The sequence below is a fragment of the Pseudomonas sp. PSE14 genome, assembly GCF_029203285.1.
GTDB lineage: Bacteria > Pseudomonadota > Gammaproteobacteria > Pseudomonadales > Pseudomonadaceae > Pseudomonas.
This window is the reverse complement of the sequence record NZ_CP115669.1, coordinates 2365590-2387111: the sequence shown is the minus strand read 5'-3', so window position 1 is coordinate 2387111 and position 21522 is coordinate 2365590. Positions and strand designations below refer to the sequence as shown.

Sequence of the window (21522 nt, the reverse complement as noted above, 5' to 3'; positions counted from 1 at the left end):
TCTCTCCGGATCAGAACGAGTATTTCGCCGTGACCGAGACGTTGTCCCGGTCACGCATGGAGTTGCTGGAGCCGGCCCCGTAGTAGCTGGTGTACTGGGTGCCGACCTCGAAGGTGTTCAGGTAGCTGGCGTCGATGCCGAGGGTGTAGGCCTTGCGTCCCTCGATGAAGTTGCCGGTGCGGTCGGAGTTGCCGCTGAAATCCTCCTGGTAGACGACGTAGGGCGAGAGCTTCACCCCAGCGTAGACATCGTTCCAGCTGCCGGTGAGCAGCAGGGTGTAGCCGTAGCTGTCACGGTCGATCTGCACGTCGTCGTCGGCACCGCCGACGTAGGCCTTGTCCTGGGCGCCGACGAACTTGCGCTCGCTGCCATCCCAGGCGGTGTACTTCAGGCTGCTGCCACGGATGTGCTCGGAGGCCACTTCGGCCACCCCGGTCATGGAGTCGAAGGACAGGTGCGGGCCGAAGTTGTAGATGGTCGACAGCGAGATGTTGTAGGTCTCGGCCCGCTCGTAGTTCTCGAACAGCTCGCCACGGCACAGCTGCTTGCCGGCCACCGGCGCACAGGCCTGGCCGGCGGGGACGTTGGCGTCGAACAGGTTGGTCTGGCCGAGCACGCCCTGAGTCAGCAGGTCGCCGAGCAGGTCGTCGGTGGCGGAGATGCTGATGGGCATGTTCGGCCGGTAGGCGATCTCGCCGGACACCGAGGCATCCCCCAGGGTGGTGTTGAAGCTGAAGCCGTACATGCGGATGTCTTCGACGTAGTCGCGGCGCGCCTCGGCGTTGCTGGCCATGTCCAGCGTCGACAGGCCGGGCACCGCCTCGCCCAGGCCCAGCGGGCCGAGCAGCGAGTTCAGGGCGGCGACATCGACCCCCTGGTAGTTGCGCAGGTCGACGGCGATCTGCGGTTCCTTGGAGTGATAGTTGACGAAATAGAAGCCGAACTCGGTCGAGTTCAGCTCTTCGGCGATGTAGCGGAAGGCCACACCGAACTGGCCGTCGTCACGGGCATCGATGTCCTTGCCGACGTTGGCGACCTTGAAGGTGCCAGTGTTCGGGTCGAGGAAGGCATTGGGGCCGTGGGGACCATTGCCCAGCAGGCCAAGGGACGCCACGGTCGGGTAACCGGCCAGCAGCTCCTTGATCAGCGGGTTGTCCTCGGTGGTGTAAGCGGTGTTGCCGCCGTCGCTGAACAGGTCGGTGTCGGAGAAGTAGGTGCCCACCGAGTCCAGGCGGGTTTCCTTCCACTTCCACTGGTAGAAGGTCTCCATCGACAGGTCGTCGGTCAGGCCGAAGTTGAGGCTCAGGGCCTCCGTCGGCACCAGCACCTCCTTGAGCTCCGAGCCCGGCAGGTGGAAACGCGCGGCGTCCACCGGGTTGATGGTGTTGACCCCACCCCGGTAGAACACGCCCTCGCCCCAGTTCAGCACCTGGCGGCCGACGCGGCCGGTGAGCGGGTGTTCGGCGATGTCCCAGCTGCCGGACAGGTAGGCGTCAAGCAATTCGGCCTTGCGGCCGGCGATGTGCCGGGTGTCTTCGGTGAAGTGATCGTCCTGGGGATACGACTGGCTGGGCCGCACCACGCCATCGGTGGTGTCGTAGTAGTCGTTGCGCTTGTCCATGATCTGCGTGTCGTAGTACGCGGTGCCACGCATGAACAGGCCGTAGTTCTGGTATTTGGCCGACAGGTCGGAAGTGAGTTTGAACACCTGGGAGACCAGCCCGGTGTCGAAGTTGCGGTTGCCGTCGTCGGCGTTGATGTCCGTGATGTTGCTCTTGTCGCGGCCCTGCACGCGCCACATCGCGCCGTAGGACAGGGTGCTGTCCAGAGAGCCGGTGACCTCGTTGTCGGCGAGCTTGAACTCCAGGGCCTGCGCCGAACCCGCCACCAGCAGCGGCAAGAGTCCCATCACCGCGCCTGCACGCCGGGGCGCCCAGAAAATGGACGAACGTCCCCCCATCTGACTGCTCATAGACAGCATTACCTCCTTGACGGCCAAGATTTATTGCCCGGTCGTTGCAACCGGTGCTGTTCTTATTCGTTTCTCGGCTGCTGATTGCCCGGCTCCTGCCGGACCATCACGCAGTAACTCGCCTGCTGAAGCGCTTGCGGGCGCTTGGGGTACCCCTGTCGATTCTGGCTGCACGCACTGAGTTGGCACTATCGTGCAGGCAAAGTAACAAACTGTGTCCCGCCTGCCAATCCGAAGGATGCAATCCGTCTTTTTTCGTACGCAAAGAAAAGCCCGGCCTATAGCCGGGCTTTTTCTTACAGCGTGACTTACTCGACGGTGAAGGTCTTTTCCGCCAGCAGGCGATCACCCTGGAACACCATGAAGCGCCACTGCCCCTGTACCACCTCGTGGTTCTCGGTGAACTGGTAGGCCATCACGTCGGTCGGCGCCCCGACCACCAGTTTCTGCACCACCTCGAACTTGTCGTGGCGTTGGCCATCCGGCGTGACCACGCCGGGAGTGAAATACAGCAGGGTCAGCGGGGCGTCGCCTTCCTGCTTGCCGCTGAGCTGGTAGCGCAGGCCGAACTTGGTGCCCAGCTTGGCCGGTACGCGGGTGGTGGACTCGAGCTGCTCCTGGCTGCTGGTCAGCACGCGCTCGCCCGGCTGGTAATCCTTGTAGTTGCTGACGAAGACGCCGTACTCGACCGGGCCGGTGACACGGACTTCGGCAAAGGCCGAGGACGCGAAGGCGGAAACCAGGGTGAGGGCCAGGGCCGCTGGCAGGCGGGAAATGGACATGTCGCGCTCCTTGTTGGGGACCGCGCGAGGCTATGACATCGGCGTGACAGGCTGATGACAAGCAGAGTGCTGACGCGAATCGGGTCGGGCCGGTAGCGAGCGTCTATCATGCCCAGATCAGACCTGTTGGAAACCTCCATGAGCGACTCCCTGCTGAGCATCCGCCCACGCGCCGAAGACGTCGAAGGCGTTCCCATCCTCCGCCCGCTGCCGTCCTCGCAATGCCGCAGCGTCGGCCCCTTCGTGTTCTTCGACCACATGCTGGAAGCCACCTTCGCCCCCGACCACGGCATGGACATCCGCCAGCACCCGCATATCGGCCTGTCCACCCTCACCTACCTGTTCGAAGGCCAGGTGCAGCACAAGGACAGCCTCGGCTCCGACCAGCTCGTCCTGCCCGGCGACGTCAGCTGGATGACCGCCGGGCGCGGCGTCGCTCACGTCGAACGCACGCCGGAAACGCTGCGCCACAACGGCTCGCGCCTGCACGGGCTGCAAGTGTGGTTGGCGCTACCCCGCGAGCAGGAAGGCTGCGAGCCCAGCTACAGCCACCACCCCGCCGCCAGCCTGCCGGAAAGCGACGCCCTGGGCGTGCGCATCCGCATGATCGCAGGCACGGGCTTCTGCCTCGAATCGCCGGTACCGGTGCTTTCACCGACCCTCTATGCCGAGCTGACGCTCAGCGTCGGCGCCACCCTGGCGATTCCCGACGAGCACCCGCAACGCGCGCTGTACCTGATCGAGGGCGAGGCCCTGCTCGACGATGAACCGCTGCCGCGGCACGAACTGCTGGTGCTGCCCGAAGGCGCCACCTTCACCCTCTCCGCCTGCACCGACTGCCGGGCGGTGATCATCGGCGGCGCGCCGCTGGACGGGCCGAGGCGGATGAACTGGAATTTCGTCGCCAGCGACCCGGCGCTGATCGACAGTGCCCGCGCCCGCTGGTCCGCCCGCGACTGGCCGACGGTGCCGGGCGAACGGGAACGCATCGAACTGCCGCGCTGAGCGCAACGAGAAACGGATCAGGAATCCCTCACCCCGCCGTGAAAACAGAGGACGGATGAGGATTCGCGGCATGCTCTGCGTGCAGCATCGAGCTCCAGTCCCTTGCTACGGCAAGGCCCACACTTCCGGCCCAAGGAGTCCGCGATGGACCAACCGCACGCCAACCGCCACACCAGCGCCCTGACCGTGCTGACCCTGCTGTTCTTCATGTGGGGCCTGATCACCTCGCTCAACGACATCCTCGTACCGCACCTCAAGGCAGTGTTCACGCTGTCCTACGTGGAAGCCTCGCTGATCCAGTTCTGCTTCTTCGGCGCCTACTTCATCATGTCCTTCCCCTCCGGACGGCTGGTGGAAAAGGTTGGCTACAAGAGCGGGATCATCGTCGGCCTGGCTACCGCCGGGGTCGGCTGTCTGCTGTTCTACCCGGCGGCCAGCGCGCAATCCTATCCGTACTTCCTAGCCGCGCTGTTCATCCTCGCTTCCGGCATCACACTGCTGCAGGTCGCGGCAAATCCCTACGTGAACGTGCTCGGCCCGGCGGCCACCGCCGCCAGCCGACTCAACCTGACCCAGGCCTTCAACTCCCTCGGCACCACCGTCGGGCCGCTGGTGGGGTCGGTGACCATTCTCGCCATCGGCGCCGGTGCCGCCTCGCAGCTCGGTAGCTCCGCCGCAACCGAGGCGGACACGGTGAAGACGCCCTACCTGGTGCTGGCCGGCCTGCTGTTCGCCATCGCCGTGCTGATCGCCCTGTTCCGCCTGCCGAAGATCCACCACGGCGAGCCCAGCGACGGCGCCGCGGCGGGCCGGCATTCGCTGTTCGCCCATCGCCACCTGATCTTCGGGGTGATCGCGATCTTCGCCTACGTCGGCGCCGAGGTTTCCATCGGCAGCTACCTGGTCAGCCTGATGGGCCAGCCGGACATCGCCGGGCTGCCCGCCGAACAGGCCGGCAAGTACCTGTCGTTCTACTGGGGCGGCGCCATGGTCGGCCGCTTCATCGGCAGCGTGCTGATGCGCGCGATTCCGGCCAATCGCATGCTGGCCTTCAACGCCCTGGTGATCACCCTGCTGATCGCCGTGGCGCTCAGCGTCGGCGGGCACGTGGCGATGTGGTCGCTGATCCTGATCGGACTGTTCAACTCGATCATGTTCCCGACCATCTTCTCCCTCGCCCTGGAGGGCCTGGGCAACCTCACCAGCAAGGGCTCCGGCCTGCTCTGCATGGCCATCGTCGGCGGCGCCGTGATGCCGCTGGTGCAAGCCTTCTTCGCCGACCGCATCGGCCTGCTGCACTCCTTCGCCGTTCCGCTGCTGTGCTACCTGTACATCGTCTGGTTCGGCGCCAAGGGTTACCGCGCCGACGAACGAGCCGCTCAGCGACCAGCCAACGCGCCCTGATCAGGGACCGCTGCGGGACAACAGGATTGTTATTGTTGTAGGAGCGAGCTTTCTCGCGAACAATCTCCGCTGCGAGGCAGGGTTCGCGAGCAAGCTCGCTCCTACGAAGAGCAAATAAAAACGCCGCGCCTCCAATGGGGGCGCGGCGTTTTCGTTCACCGGGGGGGATTTCAGTCGCCGAAGCGCTCATCCAACAGATCGAACATCGCGGCAAACGCGCGGCGTGCCACCTTGGCGTCGTACTGCATCTTGCCCGGGATCTGCGCATGCGGATCGGTGAAGGAATGCGCGGCGCCGCCGTAGCTGGTCAGTGCCCAGTCGACGTTGGCGTCGATCATTTCCCTGGCGAACTCGGTCAGCTGCTCACGGGGCACGAAGGGGTCGACGGCGCCGTCGAGGACCAGCACCGAGCCCTTGATGTTCTTCGCGTCGGCCGGGTTCGGCGTGTCCAGGGTGCCGTGGAAGGACACGGCAGCCGCCAGCGGCGCACCGTCGCGGGCCAGTTCCAGGGCGCAGCAGCCGCCGAAGCAGAAGCCGAAGGTAGCCAGCCGAGTGATGTCCAGCGGAGCCTTGCCGGCCTGCTCCAGCAGGGTGGCGAGGGAAAGCTGCATGCGCTTGCGCAGCAGCGCGCGGTCGTTCTTCAGCGGCATCATGGCGGCGGCCGCCTGCTCCGTACCGTTGGGACGCACATCCTTGCCATACAGATCGGCCACCAACACCACGTAGCCGCGCTCGGCGACCTTGCGGGCGATATCCACGGCACCCTGGCTGACGCCCATCCAGTTCGGCGCCATCAGCAGGCCGGGGCGCGGTGCGTTGCTGGCGGCATCGAATACCAACTGGCCCTCGAAGGACACGCCGTCCTGGCTGTAGGCGACCGGTTGCACGCTGATCTGGCTCATTGGGTAATCCCCTTTTCGCTTGTCGGTTGGGTGGAGCGGATAAAGAAAGCACAAAGCCCGCCGAAGCGGGCTTTGTTTTTCAGGCGGCGACTCAGGCGGAGAGTTCCACCAGCAGCTTGTTCAGACGGCGCACGTAGGCAGCCGGGTCCTTCAGGCTGTCCCCCGCGGCCAGGGCGGCCTGGTCGAAGAGGATGTGGGTCAGCTCGCCAAAACGGTCTTCGTCGGCTTCCGCGTCGAGCTTCTCGATCAGCGGGTGGGCCGGGTTGAATTCGAAGATCGGCTTGGACTCCGGCACCTTCTGGCCGCTGGCCTCGAGGATCTGGCGCATCTGCAGGCCCAGGTCCTGTTCGCCGATGGCGAGGATCGCCGGCGAGTCGGTCAGGCGGTGGGACACGCGCACCTCGGCGACTTCATCGCCCAGCGCGGCTTTGAGGCGCTCGGCCAGACCTTCTTTGGCCTTGGCGATCTCTTCCTGGGCCTTCTTGTCCTCTTCGGAGTCCAGGCTGCCCAGGTCCAGGTCGCCACGGGCGACGTCGACGAACTGCTTGCCGTCGAACTCCGGCAGGTAGCTCATCAGCCACTCGTCGATACGGTCGGTGAGCAGCAGCACTTCGATGCCTTTCTTGCGGAAGACTTCCAGGTGCGGGCTGTTCTTCACCTGGGCGAAGCTTTCGCCGGTGAGGTAGTAGATCTTGTCCTGGCCTTCCTTCAGGCGGCCGATGTAGTCGGCCAGGGAAACGCTCTGCTCGCCACTGTCGTCGCTGGTGGAAGAGAAGCGCAGCAGGCCGGCGATCTTGTCCTTGTTGGCGAAGTCTTCGGCCGGGCCTTCCTTCAGCACCTGGCCGAAGTTCTTCCAGAAGCCCTTGTAGGCTTCGGCGTCGTTGCTGGCGAGCTTTTCCAGCATGTCCAGGGAGCGCTTGGTCAGCGCGGATTTCATCGAATCGACGATGGGGCCGGACTGCAGGATTTCTCGGGAGACGTTCAGCGACAGGTCGTTGGAGTCCACCACACCCTTGATGAAGCGCAGGTACAGCGGCAGGAACTGGTCGGCCTGGTCCATGATGAACACGCGCTGCACGTACAGCTTCAGGCCGCGCGGGGCCTCGCGGTGGTACAGGTCGAACGGCGCGCGGGCCGGGACGTAGAGCAGCGAGGTGTACTCGAGCTTGCCCTCGACCTTGTTGTGGCTCCAGGTCAGCGGGTTCTCGAAGTCATGGGCGATGTGCTTGTAGAACTCCTGGTATTCCTCGTCCTTCACCTCGGTGCGCGGACGGGTCCACAGGGCGCTGGCACGGTTGACCACTTCCCACTCGGTTTCGGCCGGTGCCTCTTCACCGTGGTGTTCCTTCGGCAGCTCGATGGGCAGCGCGATGTGGTCGGAGTACTTCTTGACGATATTGCGCAGGCGCCAGCCGTCGGCGAACTCGTCTTCGCCGTCCTTCAGGTGCAGGACGATGCGGGTGCCACGGTCGGCTTTCTCGATGGTCGCGACCTCGAACTCGCCCTCCCCCTTGGAGGACCAGTGCACACCTTCGCTGGCCGACGCACCGGCGCGGCGGGTGAACACATCAACCTTATCGGCGACGATGAAGGCGCTGTAGAAGCCCACGCCGAACTGGCCGATCAGGTGGGAATCCTTCTTCTGGTCGCCCGAGAGGTTCTTCAGGAAGTCAGCGGTGCCGGACTTGGCGATGGTACCCAGGTGCGCGATGACTTCCTCGCGGCTCATACCGATGCCGTTGTCTTCGAGGGTGACGGTCTTGGCGTCCTTGTCGAAGCTCACACGGATTTTCAGCTCGGCGCCGCCTTCGAGCAGCTCAGGCTTTGCCAGGGCCTCGAAACGCAGCTTGTCGGCGGCGTCGGAGGCGTTGGAAATCAGCTCGCGAAGGAAGATTTCCTTGTTCGAATACAGGGAATGAATCATCAGGTGAAGCAGCTGCTTCACTTCGGTCTGGAAGCCCAGCGTTTCTTTTTGAGTCTCCACGCTCATTGTTTCTCGCTCCGAGGATGACAAATACCGCGTCATGCGGCCGATGTCAGCGAGATGGGGGCTTCCTGAACGAATTCAAGGGTTTGCCCCGAAGACTCATTGCGCGAGCAATTCGATGCTGACCACTTCGCTGGGGCGCAGGACGTAACTCGCCTCCCCCGCGCCGCTCAGGCTGTGGCGAATGACCAGGCGACCGTCAGCGTCCAGACCGACGAAAAACCCATCGGCTGTGCGCCCCTGTTCGGTCTGGACGCGCATCCGGCGATTGGCGAAGTGCTCCGGCGCGGCCTGCAGGCGCTGCAGTGCAATCAACCCGACCTCCAGCGCAGCCGGTGACTGGCCGGCCGTCGGTTCGACAGGCTGGGGCTCTGGCTGCGCCGGGGCCGGTGCCGGGCTTTCGACCAGGCGCGGATATTTGTCGCCCTTGACACCCCAACCCCGGCCTTCGGTCCTGGCCAGGGTGAGCGACAGCGTCTGTGGCTCGCCACCGGCACTGAAGCTGACGGGCACCTCCAGCACCGACCGCTGGGTGTCCAGCCGGGGCAATCGGGCCAGCTCGATATCGCGTCGGGCGAAGCGCCGTTGCAGGTAGTCGCGCAGCACATAGGCCAGGGTGTCCTGGGAACCGACGCGGGTATCCACCTGCCCGTCGCGGTAGCGCAGGTGATTGGTGTACAGCTCGACCTTTCCACTCAGGGTGGTCTGCATCTGTGCGGGAAGCACCAGGTGGAAGTCGCCGACCATGCGGTTGGGCGCTTCCGGTTGCAGATCCAGGTGCAGGCTATAGCCCCGCGCGATACGGACAGCCTCGGGCAGGTCCTGGCCGGGAGCCAGCCAGCTGATTTCGACCTCCGGCAAGGTGCCGGAATCGTTGGGTAGTACATCCAGCCGCAAGGGCCCGTCGACTGCTGCAGGCAAATGAATGCGCACTTCGCGGTGCGCGTAGAAGTCCTGCCCTTCCCGCAGGCTCAGCACTCCGTCGATCAGCTCGGCCTGTTCGGGCGCAAACGGCTTGCCATTCAGCTCACCGCGCAACTGGATGGCCAGTTCCGGCTTGGCGACCTGGTCGGACCGCAGCCAATCGAGACGCAGGATGGCCTCCAGGCGCGCGCTGTCGTGGACCGCCAGCAGCGTCAGGCCGACCACCAGCGGGATGCAGCCCAGGCCGCCGAGCGCCACGGAACTCCGCGCCTGCCCCCAGTGACGCAGCATGAACACCAGCGCCAACGGCGGCACCAGGCTGGCGAGCCCCCAGAACAGGCTGCGACCGAAGGCCTGCATGACCAGCCAGACGTAGCCAGCGAGGATCAGCAGCAGCCCGAGCAGGATCAGCAGGGTATCCATTCAGGCGCCGTCGACCTTGAAGTGGGCCCGTGCGGTAGCAATGGGTTCGGCGCGGGTGGTCTGCCAGGCGGTGATCGCCACGTTGGCCACCCGTCGTCCCTGTCGCCAGACCTGGCATTGCGCGTAGGTATCGCGGAAATGCCCGGCGCGCAGGTAATCGATGGAGAAGTCGATGATCTTGGGCATGTGCGGAAGGCCCATGAACATCAGCAGGTGCAGCAGCGCGGAATGCTCCATGAAGCCGGCGATGACGCCACCGTGCAATGCCGGCAGGGTCGGGTTGCCGATGTTGTCGGGGTTGGCCGGCAGGTGGAAGATCGCGTCGTCGCCCAGGCGCAGGCAGCGAATGCCGATGAGCTTGGCATAGGGAATCGACTCGATCAGCCCGTCGCAATTCTTGCTTTCGTGGGCTTCGCGCACCAGTTGCTCGATGCTCGGTTTGCTCATGCGCTGGCCTCCCCGTCGACACTGCGCTTCACGCTGCCAGCGGAAACCGCCTTGCCCATGCGCATGAAGGTGCCGACCACATGGGCGATCGGCTCGGACGGGTCGTCCTGGTAGGCGATGCCACGGGTGAAGATGATGTTCGGGGTGACCCGGTAGCACTCGGCGAAACCGAACACATCCTTGCCGGGCTCGGCCGGGTGCATGTAGTCGATACGCAGGTCCAGGGTCGGGCAGATCTCGAATTGCGGCAGCACGCAGACGGTGGAGATGCCGCAGGTGGTGTCCATCAGCGTGGTGATCGCCCCGCCATGAATGACGCCGGTTTCCGGATTGCCGACGATGGCAGCGCTGTACGGCAGGCGCAACGTCAGGCCGGAAGTATCGGCGGCATGGGCGCTGATGCCGAGCAACTGGCAATGGCGCAACGCCGAAAGAAAGCGCTGGGCGCGCTCAAGAATGGGGTTTTCACTCATGGCGTGGGCGACCGGATGACTGCACGGGCCCGCATCATACCCCGCCCCCTGCCACACCTACAGTGATGAAAACCTACGCTGTAGGAATATTCGTTGAACTTATTCGATGGTCGCTTGCTCAAAGGGCTATCACCAGGAAAGCCGCACATGGAGGCTCCACATGAAAAAAACCCTTCCCCTCGCTCTGATGCTGATCGCCGGTCTGGGTCTTGCCGCCTGCGGCAAGAAAGAAGAGCCGAAAGCGCCGGCAGCGCCCGCCGCTACTGAGCAGCCGGCCACCCCGGCACCGACGACTCCGCCGGCGCCTGAAGCCGCCCCGGCTGCACCGGCAGCCCCGGCTACCGCGCCGCAGGAGCCCGCAGGCGAAGAGCAGAAGCAGTAAGAGCCTGTTCACGATCTCGCGAGCTAGAGCAGAACAAGGCAAAAACAGGCGAGGAAGCGGAGTTTACGAGTTGTAAATGAGCATTCCGAGCCTGTTTTTAACGCAGTTATGCCGACGCGCAGCAGATCGTGAGCTGGCGATAAGCCGCTTCTCGCGTTGTACAGCACAAGGCCCGCATTCGCGGGCCTTGTCGCATCCGGCGTCAGCTCAGGCCGGGATATCGTCGTCGCGCGGGGCGTCCGCCTGGGGCGTAGGCGTGTAGACCATCACATGCAGCACGCGGGAATGGAACTCGCGCTGATACAGCACCCCTACAACTCCGGCGGTCACCAGCATGAAGATCAGCGGGTTGATGAACCAGGCGAGCATCGCCAGGCCGAAGTAGTAGGTACGCAGGCCCTGGTTGAACTGGTGCGCCGCCAGCGACACCACGCGCGCCGCGCGCTCGGCGTACATCTTGCGCTCCTGCTCGCCGACGCTGCGCTCCCCCACCATCGGCGCGGAAGCCACCAGCACCGCCGCGAAATTGTATTGCCGCATGCACCAGCTGAAGGTGAAGAAGGCATACACGAACACCACCGCCAAGCAGAGCAGCTTCAGCTCCGACAGGCCGCGGGTCGGCGGCGCCACGAACGGCAGGTCGGCCAGCACCGAGATGGTGCGTTCGGCTGAGCCCAGCAGGGTCAGGATGCCGGCGAGGATGATCAGGGTGCTGGAAGCGAAGAACGACGCGTTGCGCTCCAGGTTGCCGATCACGCTGGCGTCGGCCACGCGGTTGTCGCGCAGCAACAGGCGGCGCATCCAGTCCTGGCGGTAGAGGTGCAGCACGCTGGCCAGGCAAGCGGTATCGCGGGCCTTGGCCTTGGCATAGCGGGTGTAGCCGATCCAGCAGACGAGGAACCAGAGGATGGCGAACAGGTTCCACAGGTACTGGATATCGAACAGGTCGACGACGTCGGTCATGCTTGTCCTTGCGTGAGGTTTTGAAGGAATACGCGGCGGATAGACGCCAGATATGCGGAGAAAGACACGGTCTGTAATCTTGTAGAAGACCATGCAGGCATGAAAAAGGCCGCCTTGTGGGCGGCCTTTTTCGTTTGCACGGCGGGCGTCAGGCCATCGCTTCCTGGGGCTTGCCCAGCAGACGATCGAGCACTGCCATCGCGGCCAGCATGACTACCGACGGGATCAGCCACGCGAGGCCCTGCTCGGCCAGCGGCAGATGTTCCATCCAGCCCGGCATCCAGGCGTCGAGCTTGGCGCCCTTGAGCGCGTCGATGAGGCCGAAGATGAAGGAGATGACCATGACCGGGGCGACGATGCGCGTCTGCGAGCGCCACAGGCTGGCGCAGAAGCTCAGCGCCACCAGCACGATGCACGGCGGATAGATGGCGGTCAGTACCGGGATCGAGAACTGGATGAGCTTGGTCAGGCCCAGGTTCGACACCAGCAGCGAGAACGCCGCAAGGATGATCACCAGGCTGCGGTACGACAGCGGCAGGATACGGCAGAAGTACTCGGCGCAGGCGCAGGTCAGGCCCACGGCGGTAACCAGGCAGGCCAGCGCGATCAGCACGGCCAGGAAGGTGCTGCCCAGCGAGCCGAAGGTGTGCTGCACGTAGGCGTGCAGGACGGCGGCGCCGTTGCTGGCGCCAGCGGCGATGTCATGGCTGCCCGCGCCCAGGCGGAACAGGCTGATATACACCAGCGCCAGGCCTACACCGGCGATCAGGCCGGCGATGATCGCGTAGCGGGTGATCAGGCGCGGCGACTGCACGCCACGGGAACGGATCGCGTTGACGATGACGATGCCGAAGACCAGCGCTCCGAGGGTGTCCATGGTCAGGTAGCCATTGACGAAGCCCTGGGAGAACGCGGCGGCCTGGTAGGCCGGTTCCGCGGTGCCGATGGGGCCGGCCGGCAGCATGAAGGCGGCGATGCCCAGGGCGGCCAAGGCGATGATCTTCAGCGGCGCGAGGAAGCGGCCGACGGTATCGAGCAGCTTGCCCGGATACAGCGAGATCACCAGCACCACCAGGAAGTACACCAGGCTGTAGAGGAACAGCGGCAGAGCGCCCTCCCCGGTCAGCGGCGCCAGGCCTACCTCGAAGGAGACGGTAGCGGTGCGCGGGGTGGCGAACAGCGGTCCGACCGACAGGTAGCAGACAGCCGCCAGCAGCCCGCCGGCGATGCGGCCGATCGGGTGGCTGAGGGTATCCATCGCCCCGCCGACCTTGGCCAGCGCTACGACGGTGATCACCGGCAGGCCAACCGCGGTGATCAGGAAGCCCAGCGCCGCCATCCAGACATGCGGACCGGACTGCAGGCCCACGATCGGCGGGAAGATGATGTTGCCCGCCCCGACGAACAGGGCGAAGGTCATAAAACCAAGTGCCAGGATGTCCTGGCCTTTCAAAACGTTCATGAAGGGAAATACCACAGTGCTGAAACGGTTTCGTGGTCTCCCAGGGCACAACGACCGTACAGACGTGACAAAGCCGCATCGAACGGGATTGGCTGACTCACTTGGGGCGAGCCTGCGCATCCTGTGATGCTGCTGTCATTCCGGTACGGAGGATTGTTCTTGGAAGTCCGATAGCAGAGGTTTTCCATGAGCTCGTGGCCCGGTTGCATCCTGCATGCTGGTGACGCGCCATCCATGACGGTCAGGAATCGCCGCCGCTTCCGGGTAGGAGGTGACGGTGAGCGAGCCTTCCCTTGTGGGGAACGCGACGCTTCAGATAGTTGCTAGCCTAACGATCCATTCCGATGAACTGCACTGACGTACGTCAGATAGTCCGCGGAATGAACGGGAGTGTCGCCTGATCGAAACTTTGTGCGATGCAGGCAAAATGACAGAGGCCACCCGAAGGTGGCCCCTGCACAGCTAACGGTCGGTAAGCGAGACGCTTACTTGACCGCCCAGCCGGTCAGCTCGGCCAGGGCCTTGCCGATGTCAGCCAGGGAACGCACGGTTTTCACGCCAGCGTCCTGCAGGGCAGCGAACTTCTCGTCCGCAGTGCCCTTGCCACCGGAGATGATGGCGCCCGCGTGGCCCATGCGCTTGCCGGGCGGTGCGGTAACACCAGCGATGTAGGACACCACCGGCTTGGTCACGTTGGCCTTGATGTAGGCAGCCGCTTCTTCTTCAGCCGAACCACCGATTTCGCCGATCATGACGATGGCTTCGGTTTTCGGGTCTTCCTGGAACAGCTTCAGGATGTCGATGAAGTTGGAGCCCGGGATCGGGTCACCACCGATGCCCACGCAGGTGGACTGGCCGAAGCCGGCGTCGGTGGTCTGCTTCACGGCTTCGTAGGTCAGGGTGCCGGAACGCGACACGATGCCTACCTTGCCCGGCAGGTGGATGTGACCCGGCATGATGCCGATCTTGCACTCGCCGGGAGTGATCACGCCCGGGCAGTTCGGGCCGATCAGGCGTACGCCCAGTTCGTCGCACTTGACCTTGGCTTCCAGCATGTCGATGGTCGGGATGCCTTCGGTGATGCAGACGATCAGCTTGATGCCGCCGAAGGCCGCTTCCAGGATCGAGTCCTTGCAGAACGGAGCCGGAACGTAGATGACCGAGGCGTCGGCGCCGGTGGCTTCTACAGCTTCCTTGACGGTGTTGAACACCGGCAGGCCCAGGTGGGTGGTACCGCCCTTGCCGGGGGTCACGCCGCCAACCATCTTGGTGCCGTAGGCGATGGCTTGTTCGGAGTGGAAGGTACCCTGCGAGCCGGTGAAGCCCTGGCAGATGACTTTGGTGTCTTTATTGATCAGGACGCTCATTACTTACCCTCCGCGGCCTTGACGACTTGCTGGGCAGCGTCGGTCAGGCTGGTCGCCGCGATGATGTTCAGACCGCTCTCGGCCAGGACCTTGGCGCCGAGGTCGGCGTTGTTGCCTTCCAGACGAACGACAACCGGGATTTTCACGCCGACTTCTTTCACGGCGCCGATGATGCCTTCGGCAATCATGTCGCAGCGAACGATGCCGCCGAAGATGTTCACCAGAACGGCAGCGACGTTGCTGTCGGACAGGATGATCTTGAACGCTTCGGTCACGCGCTCTTTGGTCGCACCGCCGCCAACGTCGAGGAAGTTGGCCGGCTTGCCGCCGTGGAGGTTGACGATGTCCATGGTGCCCATGGCCAGGCCAGCGCCGTTGACCATGCAGCCGATGTTGCCTTCCAGCGCGACGTAGTTCAGTTCCCACTTCTGCGCATGGGCTTCACGAGCGTCGTCCTGGGACGGGTCGTGCATGGCGCGCAGCTTGGGCTGACGGTACATGGCGTTGGAGTCGATGTTGATCTTGGCGTCCAGGCAGTGCAGGTTGCCGTCTTTCTTGATCACCAGCGGGTTCACTTCCAGCAGCGCCAGGTCGTAGTCCTGGAACAGCTTGGCCAGGCCAACGAAGATGTGGGTGAACTGCTTGATCTGGTCGCCCTTCAGGCCCAGCTGGAAGGCCAGCTCGCGGCCCTGGAACGGCTGAGCGCCAACCAGCGGATCGATGGTGGCCTTCAGGATCTTCTCAGGGGTCTCGTGCGCAACTTTCTCGATGTCCACGCCACCTTCGGTGGAGGCCATGAAGACGATGCGACGGCTGGAACGGTCGACAACGGCGCCGAGGTACAGCTCCTTGTCGATGTCGGTGCAGGATTCCACCAGGATCTTGCTGACCGGCTGGCCGTTGGCGTCAGTCTGGTAGGTCACCAGACGCTTGCCCAGCCAGTTGGCGGCGAACGCCTTGGCGTCCTCTTTGCTCTTGACCAGCTTCACACCGCCCGCTTTACCGCGGCCACCAGCGTGTACCTGGGCCTTAACGACCCACTCGGTACCACCGATCTTTTCACAGGCTTCTGCGGCCTCTTCGGGTGTGTCGACGGCGAAGCCCTTGGATACGGGCAGGCCGTACTCAGCGAACAGCTGCTTACCCTGATATTCGTGGAGATTCATGCTTGTCTACCGTTTTCGTCTTGGGTATTGCGCATAAGGCGCGGCGCTCGTGGCACCACGCCACCTGTGACCGAGTCCCCTCAGGGGAGAAACGATCCGGCGGAGTGGACGGCAGCCCCTCGCAAAAGACTGCCGCCCTCCCCGCCGTGGTCCCGTTCCTTAGCGCTTCTTGCGGTTGGCGATGTGGATGGCGTGGCCATTCACTGCCAGGGCCGCTTCGTGCAGCGCTTCGGACAGAGTCGGGTGGGAGAAGACCATCATGCCCAGGTCTTCGGCACTGGTGCCGAATTCCATGCCGATCGCGCCCTGCTGAACCAGCTCGGCGGCGCTCGGGCCGATCACGTGGACGCCCAGTACGCGGTCGGTCTTGGCATCGGCGATGACCTTGACCAGGCCGGTGGTATCGTTGGCAGCCATGGCGCGGCCGCTGGCGGCGAACGGGAAGGTGCCGACGTTAACTTCAACGCCTTCGCCCTTGAGCTGCTGCTCGGTCTTGCCGACCCATGCGATTTCCGGGTGGGTGTAGATCACCGACGGAATCAGGTCATAGTTCATCTGAGCCTTGTGGCCGGCGATGCGCTCGGCAACCATCACGCCCTCTTCCGAGGCCTTGTGCGCCAGCATGGCGCCGCGGACCACGTCACCGATGGCGTAGACGCCCGGAACGCTGGTCTTGCAGTGGTCGTCGACGAAGATGAAGCCGCGCTCATCCATGGTCACGCCGCTGTCGGCGGCCAGCAGGTCGGTGGTCACCGGGCGACGGCCCACGGCCACGATCAGCTTGTCGAAGGTTTCCTTCTGCTCGCCGTTGGCGTCGGTGAAGGTTACGGTGACTTGCTTCTTCTTCACTTCCGAACCGGTGACGCGGGCGCCCAGGCGGATGTTCAGACCTTGCTTGGTCAGGACCTTCAGGGCTTCCTTGGCGACCTGCTCGTCGGCGGCCGGGAGGAACTTGTCCAGGGCTTCCAGAACGGTGACTTCAGCACCCAGGCGAGCCCAGACCGAACCCAGTTCCAGACCGATGACGCCGGCGCCGATCACGCCCAGCTTCTTCGGTACGCTCTGGAATTCCAGGGCGCCGGTGGAGTCGACGATGACGTCGTCGGTCAGCGGGGCCGGCGGGATTTCAACCGGCTTGGAGCCCGAAGCGATGATGATGTTCTCGGCTTCCAGGACCTCGACCTTGCCGTCCAGGCCGGTCACTTCGACCTGCTTGTTGGCCAGGACCTTGCCGTGGCCTTCGAAGGAGGTCACGCCGTTGGCCTTGAACAGGGTGGCGATACCGCCGGTCAGGTTCTTAACGATGTTGGCCTTGCGGGCAACCATCGCCGGAACGTCCATCTTCACGCCGCCAGTGGAGATACCGTGGACCTCAAAGCCCTCTTTGGCTTCCTTGTACTTCCAGGAGCTGTCCAGCAGTGCCTTGGACGGAATGCAGCCTACGTTCAGGCAGGTACCGCCGAGGGCAACCTTGCCCTCTTTACCGATGTACTTCTCGATGCAGGCGGTCTTCAGGCCGAGTTGGGCGGCACGGATGGCGGCTACATAACCGCCGGGGCCGGCGCCAATCACAACCACGTCGAATTTCTGGCTCATATCTCAATCCTTATTCCGGTGAAGCGGACGGCCCCTCTCGGGGCCGTCGTGTAGTACGGGGCCGTCGTGTGAATTGACGAATCAGACGTCCAGCAGCAGGCGAGCCGGATCTTCCAGCAGATCCTTCATGGTGACCAGGAAGCTTACCGCTTCCTTGCCGTCGATCATGCGGTGATCGTAGGACAGCGCCAGGTACATCATCGGCAGGATTACCACCTGGCCGTTAACGGCCATCGGGCGCTCCTGGATCTTGTGCATGCCGAGGATGGCGGTCTGCGGCGGGTTGACGATCGGAGTCGACAGCAGGGAACCGAATACGCCACCGTTGGAAATGGTGAAAGTACCACCGGTCATGTCTTCGATGGACAGCTTGCCGTCTTTGGCTTTCTTGCCGAAGGTGGCGATGCCGTTCTCGATCTCGGCCAGGCTCATGAACTCGGCGTTACGCAGTACCGGAACGACCAGACCGCGGTCGCTGGATACGGCGACACCGATGTCCTGGTAGCCGTGGTAGACAATGTCGTTGCCGTCGATCGAGGCGTTGACGCCCGGGAAGCGCTTCAGGGCTTCGGTGGCGGCCTTGACGAAGAAGGACATGAAGCCCAGGCGAACGCCGTTGTGCTTCTTCTCGAACAGGTCCTTGTACTTGTTGCGCAGGTCCATGATCGGCTTCATGTTGACTTCGTTGAAGGTAGTCAGCATGGCCATGGAGGACTGGGCTTCGACCAGACGCTCGGCAACCTTGGCGCGCAGGCGGGTCATCGGCACGCGCTTCTCAACGCGATCGCCAGCGGCGAACACCGGAGCTTCGGCGGCCGGAGCGGCAGCCTTGGCAACCGGCGCAGCAGCCGGGGCATTCTTCTTGGCTTCAACGGCAGCGACGACGTCTTCCTTGGTGACGCGACCGCCCTTGCCGGTGCCGGCCAGGCTGTTCGGGTCGATGCCGTTTTCTTCGGCGAGCTTGCGAGCGGCCGGCGACAGGATGTTGTCGTCAGCGGCAGCAGCCGGGGCAGCGGCGGCCGGGGCGGCAGCCGGAGCTGCGGCAGCAGCCGGAGCGGCAGCGGCGGCACCGCCTTCGCTCAGCTTGCCCAGTAGTTCGTTGGAGAGAACGGTGTCGCCCTCGCCCTTGACGATCTCAGCCAGGACGCCATCAGCCTCGGCGAGCACTTCGATCACGACCTTGTCGGTTTCGATGTCGACGATCAGTTCGTCACGCTTGACGGCCTCACCGACCTTCTTGTGCCAGGTTGCAACGGTGCCGTCGGCAACCGATTCCGGGAAGGTTGGGGCTTTGATTTCGATAGCCATTATGTGTGTTTCCTTAAATTCGGTATCAACTGCGCGTTGGCGTTAAACGGTGAAGGCGTCCTGCAGCAGTTTTTCCTGCTGCTCGGCGTGCATCGAAGCGTAGCCGCAAGCCGGAGCTGCGGAGCCTTCGCGGCCCGCGTATTCCAGGTTGAGACCTTTCTTGTGCGCGGCGATGACACGACGCATGTGGTGCTGCGAGCAGTACCAGGCGCCCTGGTTCATCGGCTCTTCCTGGCACCAGACGATGTGCTTGAGGTTCTTGTACTGCGACAGCACCTCGGCCAGATCGTCTTCCGGGAACGGATAGAGCTGCTCCAGACGCACGATCGCGACGTCCTCGCGGCCTTCCGCACGGCGCTTCTCCAGCAGGTCGTAGTACACCTTGCCGCTGCACAGCACGATGCGGTCGACCTTCTTCGGATCCAGGTTGTCGATCTCGCCGATCACGGTCTGGAACGAGCCGTTGGCCAGATCTTCCAGGGTCGAGATGGCCAGCTTGTGACGCAGCAGCGACTTCGGAGTCATCACGATCAGCGGCTTGCGCAGCGGACGGATCACCTGACGACGCAGCATGTGGTAGACCTGGGCCGGAGTAGTCGGCACGCAGACCTGGATGTTCTGCTCGGCGCACAGTTGCAGGTAACGCTCCAGGCGCGCGGAGGAGTGCTCCGGACCCTGGCCTTCGTAACCGTGCGGCAGCAGCATGGTCAGACCGCAGAGGCGCTGCCACTTGGTCTCGCCGCTGGTGATGAACTGGTCGATCACGACCTGCGCACCGTTGGCGAAGTCACCGAACTGGGCTTCCCAGATCACCAGCGCGTTCGGCGTGGTGGTGGCGTAGCCGTATTCGAAGGCCAGTACGGCTTCTTCCGAGAGGTAGGAGTCGTACAGGCTGACGCGCGGCTGGCCGTCGAACAGGTGAGCCAGCGGAATGTAGACCGAGTCGTCCTTCTGGTTGTGCAGCGCAGCGTGGCGGTGCGAGAAGGTGCCGCGGCCGACATCCTGACCGGTCATGCGCACCGGGTGACCTTCGAACAGCAGGGTGGCGTAGGCCAGGTTCTCGGCGAAGCCCCAGTTGATGGGCATGCCGCCGGCAGCCATCTTCGCGCGGTCTTCGTAGATCTTCTGCACCTGACGCTGCATGACGAAGCCGTCCGGAGTTTCCAGCAGCTTGGCGGACAGATCCTGCAGGGTCTTCAGGTCGAAGCGGGTGTCGTGACGCGCGGTCCAGGCATGGCCCACGTACGGACGCCAGTCGACGAAGAGCTCCTTGTTGGGCTCCTTCACCAGGCTCTTCACCACGTGCTGGCCGTTGTCGAGAGCGTCGCGGTATTCGTCGACCTTCTCCTGGGCCTGCGCGGCAGTCTGCACGCCCGCGGCGATCAGCGCGTCGGCGTAGATGTCGCGAGTGGTGCGCTGCTTGGCGATCTGCTGGTACATCAGCGGCTGGGTGCCGCTCGGTTCGTCGGCCTCGTTGTGGCCGCGACGGCGGTAGCAGACCAGGTCGATGACCACGTCACGCTTGAACTGCATGCGGTAGTCGACGGCCAGCTGGGTCACGAACAGGACCGCTTCCGGATCGTCGCCGTTCACATGGAAGATCGGCGCCTGGATCATCTTGGCCACGTCGGTCGCGTACTCGGTGGAACGAGCATCGTCCTGGCGGCTGGTGGTGAAGCCTACCTGGTTGTTGATCACGATGTGGATGGTGCCGCCCGTCTTGTAAGCACGGGTCTGGGACATCTGGAAGGTCTCCATGACCACGCCCTGCCCCGCGAAAGCGGCATCGCCGTGGATGGAGATCGGCACGACCTTGTCGCCACTGCCGTCCTTACGACGATCCTGACGGGCGCGTACCGAGCCCTCGACCACCGGGGAAACGATTTCCAGGTGCGAGGGGTTGAACGCCAGGGCCAGGTGGACTTCGCCACCGGTGGTCATGACGTTGGAGGAGAAGCCCTGGTGGTACTTCACGTCGCCGGAGCCCAGCTCGACCAGCTTCTTGCCTTCGAACTCGTCGAAGAGGTCGCGCGGGTTCTTGCCCAGGGTGTTGACCAGGACGTTCAGACGGCCACGGTGGGCCATGCCGATGACGATTTCCTTGACGCCGTAGGAGCCGGAGCGCTGGATGATCTCGTCGACCATCGGAATCAGGCTCTCGCCGCCTTCCAGGCCGAAACGCTTGGTGCCCGGGTACTTGGTGCCCAGGTACTTCTCCAGGCCTTCGGCAGCGGTCAGGCGCTCCAGCAGGTGGGAACGGGCGTCGGCGGAGTACGCCGGACGGCCACGCACGCTTTCCAGGCGCTGAGCGAACCAGTGGCGCTGCTCGGAATCGACGATGTGCATGAACTCGGCGCCGATGGTGCTGCAGTAGGTCTGCTTCAGCGCATCGACGATTTCACGCAGGGTGGCTTCTTCCTTGCCGATGTAGAGCTCACCGGTACGGAAGGTGGTGTCGAGGTCTGCAGCAGTAAGCCCGTAGTGCTCCAGCGACAGGTCGGCGGGAGCGGTACGCACCCAGAGGCCCAGCGGATCGAGCTTCGCCGCCTGATGGCCGCGCAAACGGTATGCCAGGATCAGGCGCAGGACTTCGACCTGCTTCTTCTCGTGCTCGGTGCTTACGCTGCCAGCGGAAACAGGCGCAGCGCGGCGCTGGTTCTTGGCCAGGAGTACGAAATGATCACGGATGGAGGAATGCGAGACGTCGGGGGCGGGATTGCCGTCGGCGGGGAGCTTCTGGAAGTACGTGCGCCACTCTTCTGGCACAGCGTTCGGGTCGTGCAGGTAGAGCTCGTAGAGCTCTTCGACGTAGGCAGCGTTACCACCGGATAGATGGGCACTGTTCCACATCCGCTGCATTACGCTTTCGTGCATGCTTGGTCACCCTCGGTAAGGGGACTCCACCTGATGAAATCTCTGGCTTGAAGTCATACACAGCGACTTCTAGCCACCGATTCCC

The 21522-nt window shown here is 63.9% G+C and carries 17 protein-coding genes; 3 read left to right on the top strand and 14 right to left on the bottom strand.

Annotated elements, in window-relative coordinates; genetic code table 11:
* Positions 1–10 precede the first annotated feature (10 nt).
* Together O6P39_RS11200 and O6P39_RS11195 are read right to left on the bottom strand one after the other, a co-directional pair.
* Positions 11–1960: a DUF1302 domain-containing protein gene (locus tag O6P39_RS11200; RefSeq protein ID WP_275611934.1), complete on the bottom strand. Its 1950-nt coding sequence runs from the start codon at positions 1958–1960 to the stop codon at positions 11–13.
* A 320-nt stretch (positions 1961–2280) separates the two neighbouring features.
* On the bottom strand, positions 2281–2754 hold the full coding sequence (locus O6P39_RS11195) for a DUF3859 domain-containing protein (RefSeq protein WP_275611402.1): 474 nt from the start codon (positions 2752–2754) through the stop codon (positions 2281–2283).
* 138 nt (positions 2755–2892) lie between these two features.
* On the opposite strand from O6P39_RS11195, the gene O6P39_RS11190 reads away from it, so the two are divergent.
* Both O6P39_RS11190 and O6P39_RS11185 read left to right on the top strand, forming a co-directional pair.
* The gene (locus O6P39_RS11190; protein ID WP_275611401.1) at positions 2893–3759 is read left to right on the top strand and encodes a pirin family protein; all 867 of its coding nucleotides are present in this window, start codon (positions 2893–2895) and stop codon (positions 3757–3759) included.
* 144 nt (positions 3760–3903) lie between these two features.
* On the top strand, positions 3904–5163 hold the full coding sequence (locus O6P39_RS11185; protein ID WP_275611400.1) for a sugar MFS transporter: 1260 nt from the start codon (positions 3904–3906) through the stop codon (positions 5161–5163).
* A 170-nt stretch (positions 5164–5333) separates the two neighbouring features.
* On the opposite strand, the gene O6P39_RS11180 is transcribed toward O6P39_RS11185, so the two are convergent.
* The 5 genes from O6P39_RS11180 to O6P39_RS11160 form a co-directional block, all read right to left on the bottom strand.
* Entirely contained in the window at positions 5334–6065 is a 732-nt protein-coding gene (locus O6P39_RS11180) for a dienelactone hydrolase family protein (RefSeq protein ID WP_275611399.1), read from the bottom strand.
* Positions 6066–6156: 91 nt separating this feature from the next.
* Positions 6157–8055 (bottom strand): molecular chaperone HtpG, encoded by a 1899-nt coding sequence (gene htpG / locus O6P39_RS11175; protein WP_275611398.1) that lies wholly within the window; start codon positions 8053–8055, stop codon positions 6157–6159.
* A 96-nt stretch (positions 8056–8151) separates the two neighbouring features.
* Positions 8152–9399: an MFS transporter gene (locus tag O6P39_RS11170; protein ID WP_275611397.1), complete on the bottom strand. Its 1248-nt coding sequence runs from the start codon at positions 9397–9399 to the stop codon at positions 8152–8154.
* Complete coding sequence (locus O6P39_RS11165; RefSeq protein WP_275611396.1) at positions 9400–9846, bottom strand: PaaI family thioesterase; 447 nt, start codon at positions 9844–9846, stop codon at positions 9400–9402.
* Positions 9843–10319, bottom strand: coding sequence for a PaaI family thioesterase (locus tag O6P39_RS11160; protein ID WP_275611395.1), 477 nt, complete (start codon positions 10317–10319; stop codon positions 9843–9845). Before O6P39_RS11160 ends, O6P39_RS11165 begins: the two co-directional genes overlap by 4 nt.
* 160 nt (positions 10320–10479) lie before the next feature.
* Between O6P39_RS11160 and O6P39_RS11155 the strand changes: the two genes are divergently transcribed.
* Positions 10480–10701: a hypothetical protein gene (locus tag O6P39_RS11155; protein WP_275611394.1), complete on the top strand. Its 222-nt coding sequence runs from the start codon at positions 10480–10482 to the stop codon at positions 10699–10701.
* A 207-nt stretch (positions 10702–10908) separates the two neighbouring features.
* Here O6P39_RS11155 and O6P39_RS11150 read toward each other — a convergent pair whose 3' ends face one another.
* The 7 genes from O6P39_RS11150 to O6P39_RS11120 all read right to left on the bottom strand — a co-directional run bounded on the left by O6P39_RS11150 (position 10909) and on the right by O6P39_RS11120 (position 21437).
* Positions 10909–11664 (bottom strand): DUF599 family protein, encoded by a 756-nt coding sequence (locus tag O6P39_RS11150; protein ID WP_275611393.1) that lies wholly within the window; start codon positions 11662–11664, stop codon positions 10909–10911.
* A gap of 148 nt (positions 11665–11812) precedes the next feature.
* Positions 11813–13126, bottom strand: a complete 1314-nt coding sequence (gene brnQ / locus O6P39_RS11145; RefSeq protein ID WP_275611392.1) for a branched-chain amino acid transport system II carrier protein — start codon at positions 13124–13126, stop codon at positions 11813–11815.
* 485 nt (positions 13127–13611) lie between these two features.
* Complete coding sequence (sucD, locus tag O6P39_RS11140) at positions 13612–14493, bottom strand: succinate--CoA ligase subunit alpha (RefSeq protein ID WP_207883052.1); 882 nt, start codon at positions 14491–14493, stop codon at positions 13612–13614.
* Positions 14493–15659 carry an ADP-forming succinate--CoA ligase subunit beta gene (gene sucC / locus O6P39_RS11135; RefSeq protein ID WP_017518067.1) on the bottom strand — a complete coding sequence of 389 codons (1167 nt, stop codon included), beginning with the start codon at positions 15657–15659 and terminating at the stop codon, positions 14493–14495. The genes sucD and sucC overlap by 1 nt, the downstream gene beginning before the upstream one ends.
* A 159-nt stretch (positions 15660–15818) precedes the next feature.
* Positions 15819–17255, bottom strand: coding sequence for a dihydrolipoyl dehydrogenase (gene lpdA, locus O6P39_RS11130; protein WP_275611391.1), 1437 nt, complete (start codon positions 17253–17255; stop codon positions 15819–15821).
* A gap of 81 nt (positions 17256–17336) precedes the next feature.
* Positions 17337–18563: a 2-oxoglutarate dehydrogenase complex dihydrolipoyllysine-residue succinyltransferase gene (odhB, locus tag O6P39_RS11125; protein WP_275611390.1), complete on the bottom strand. Its 1227-nt coding sequence runs from the start codon at positions 18561–18563 to the stop codon at positions 17337–17339.
* 42 nt (positions 18564–18605) lie between these two features.
* The gene (locus O6P39_RS11120; protein WP_275611389.1) at positions 18606–21437 is read right to left on the bottom strand and encodes a 2-oxoglutarate dehydrogenase E1 component; all 2832 of its coding nucleotides are present in this window, start codon (positions 21435–21437) and stop codon (positions 18606–18608) included.
* Positions 21438–21522: the final 85 nt, after the last annotated feature.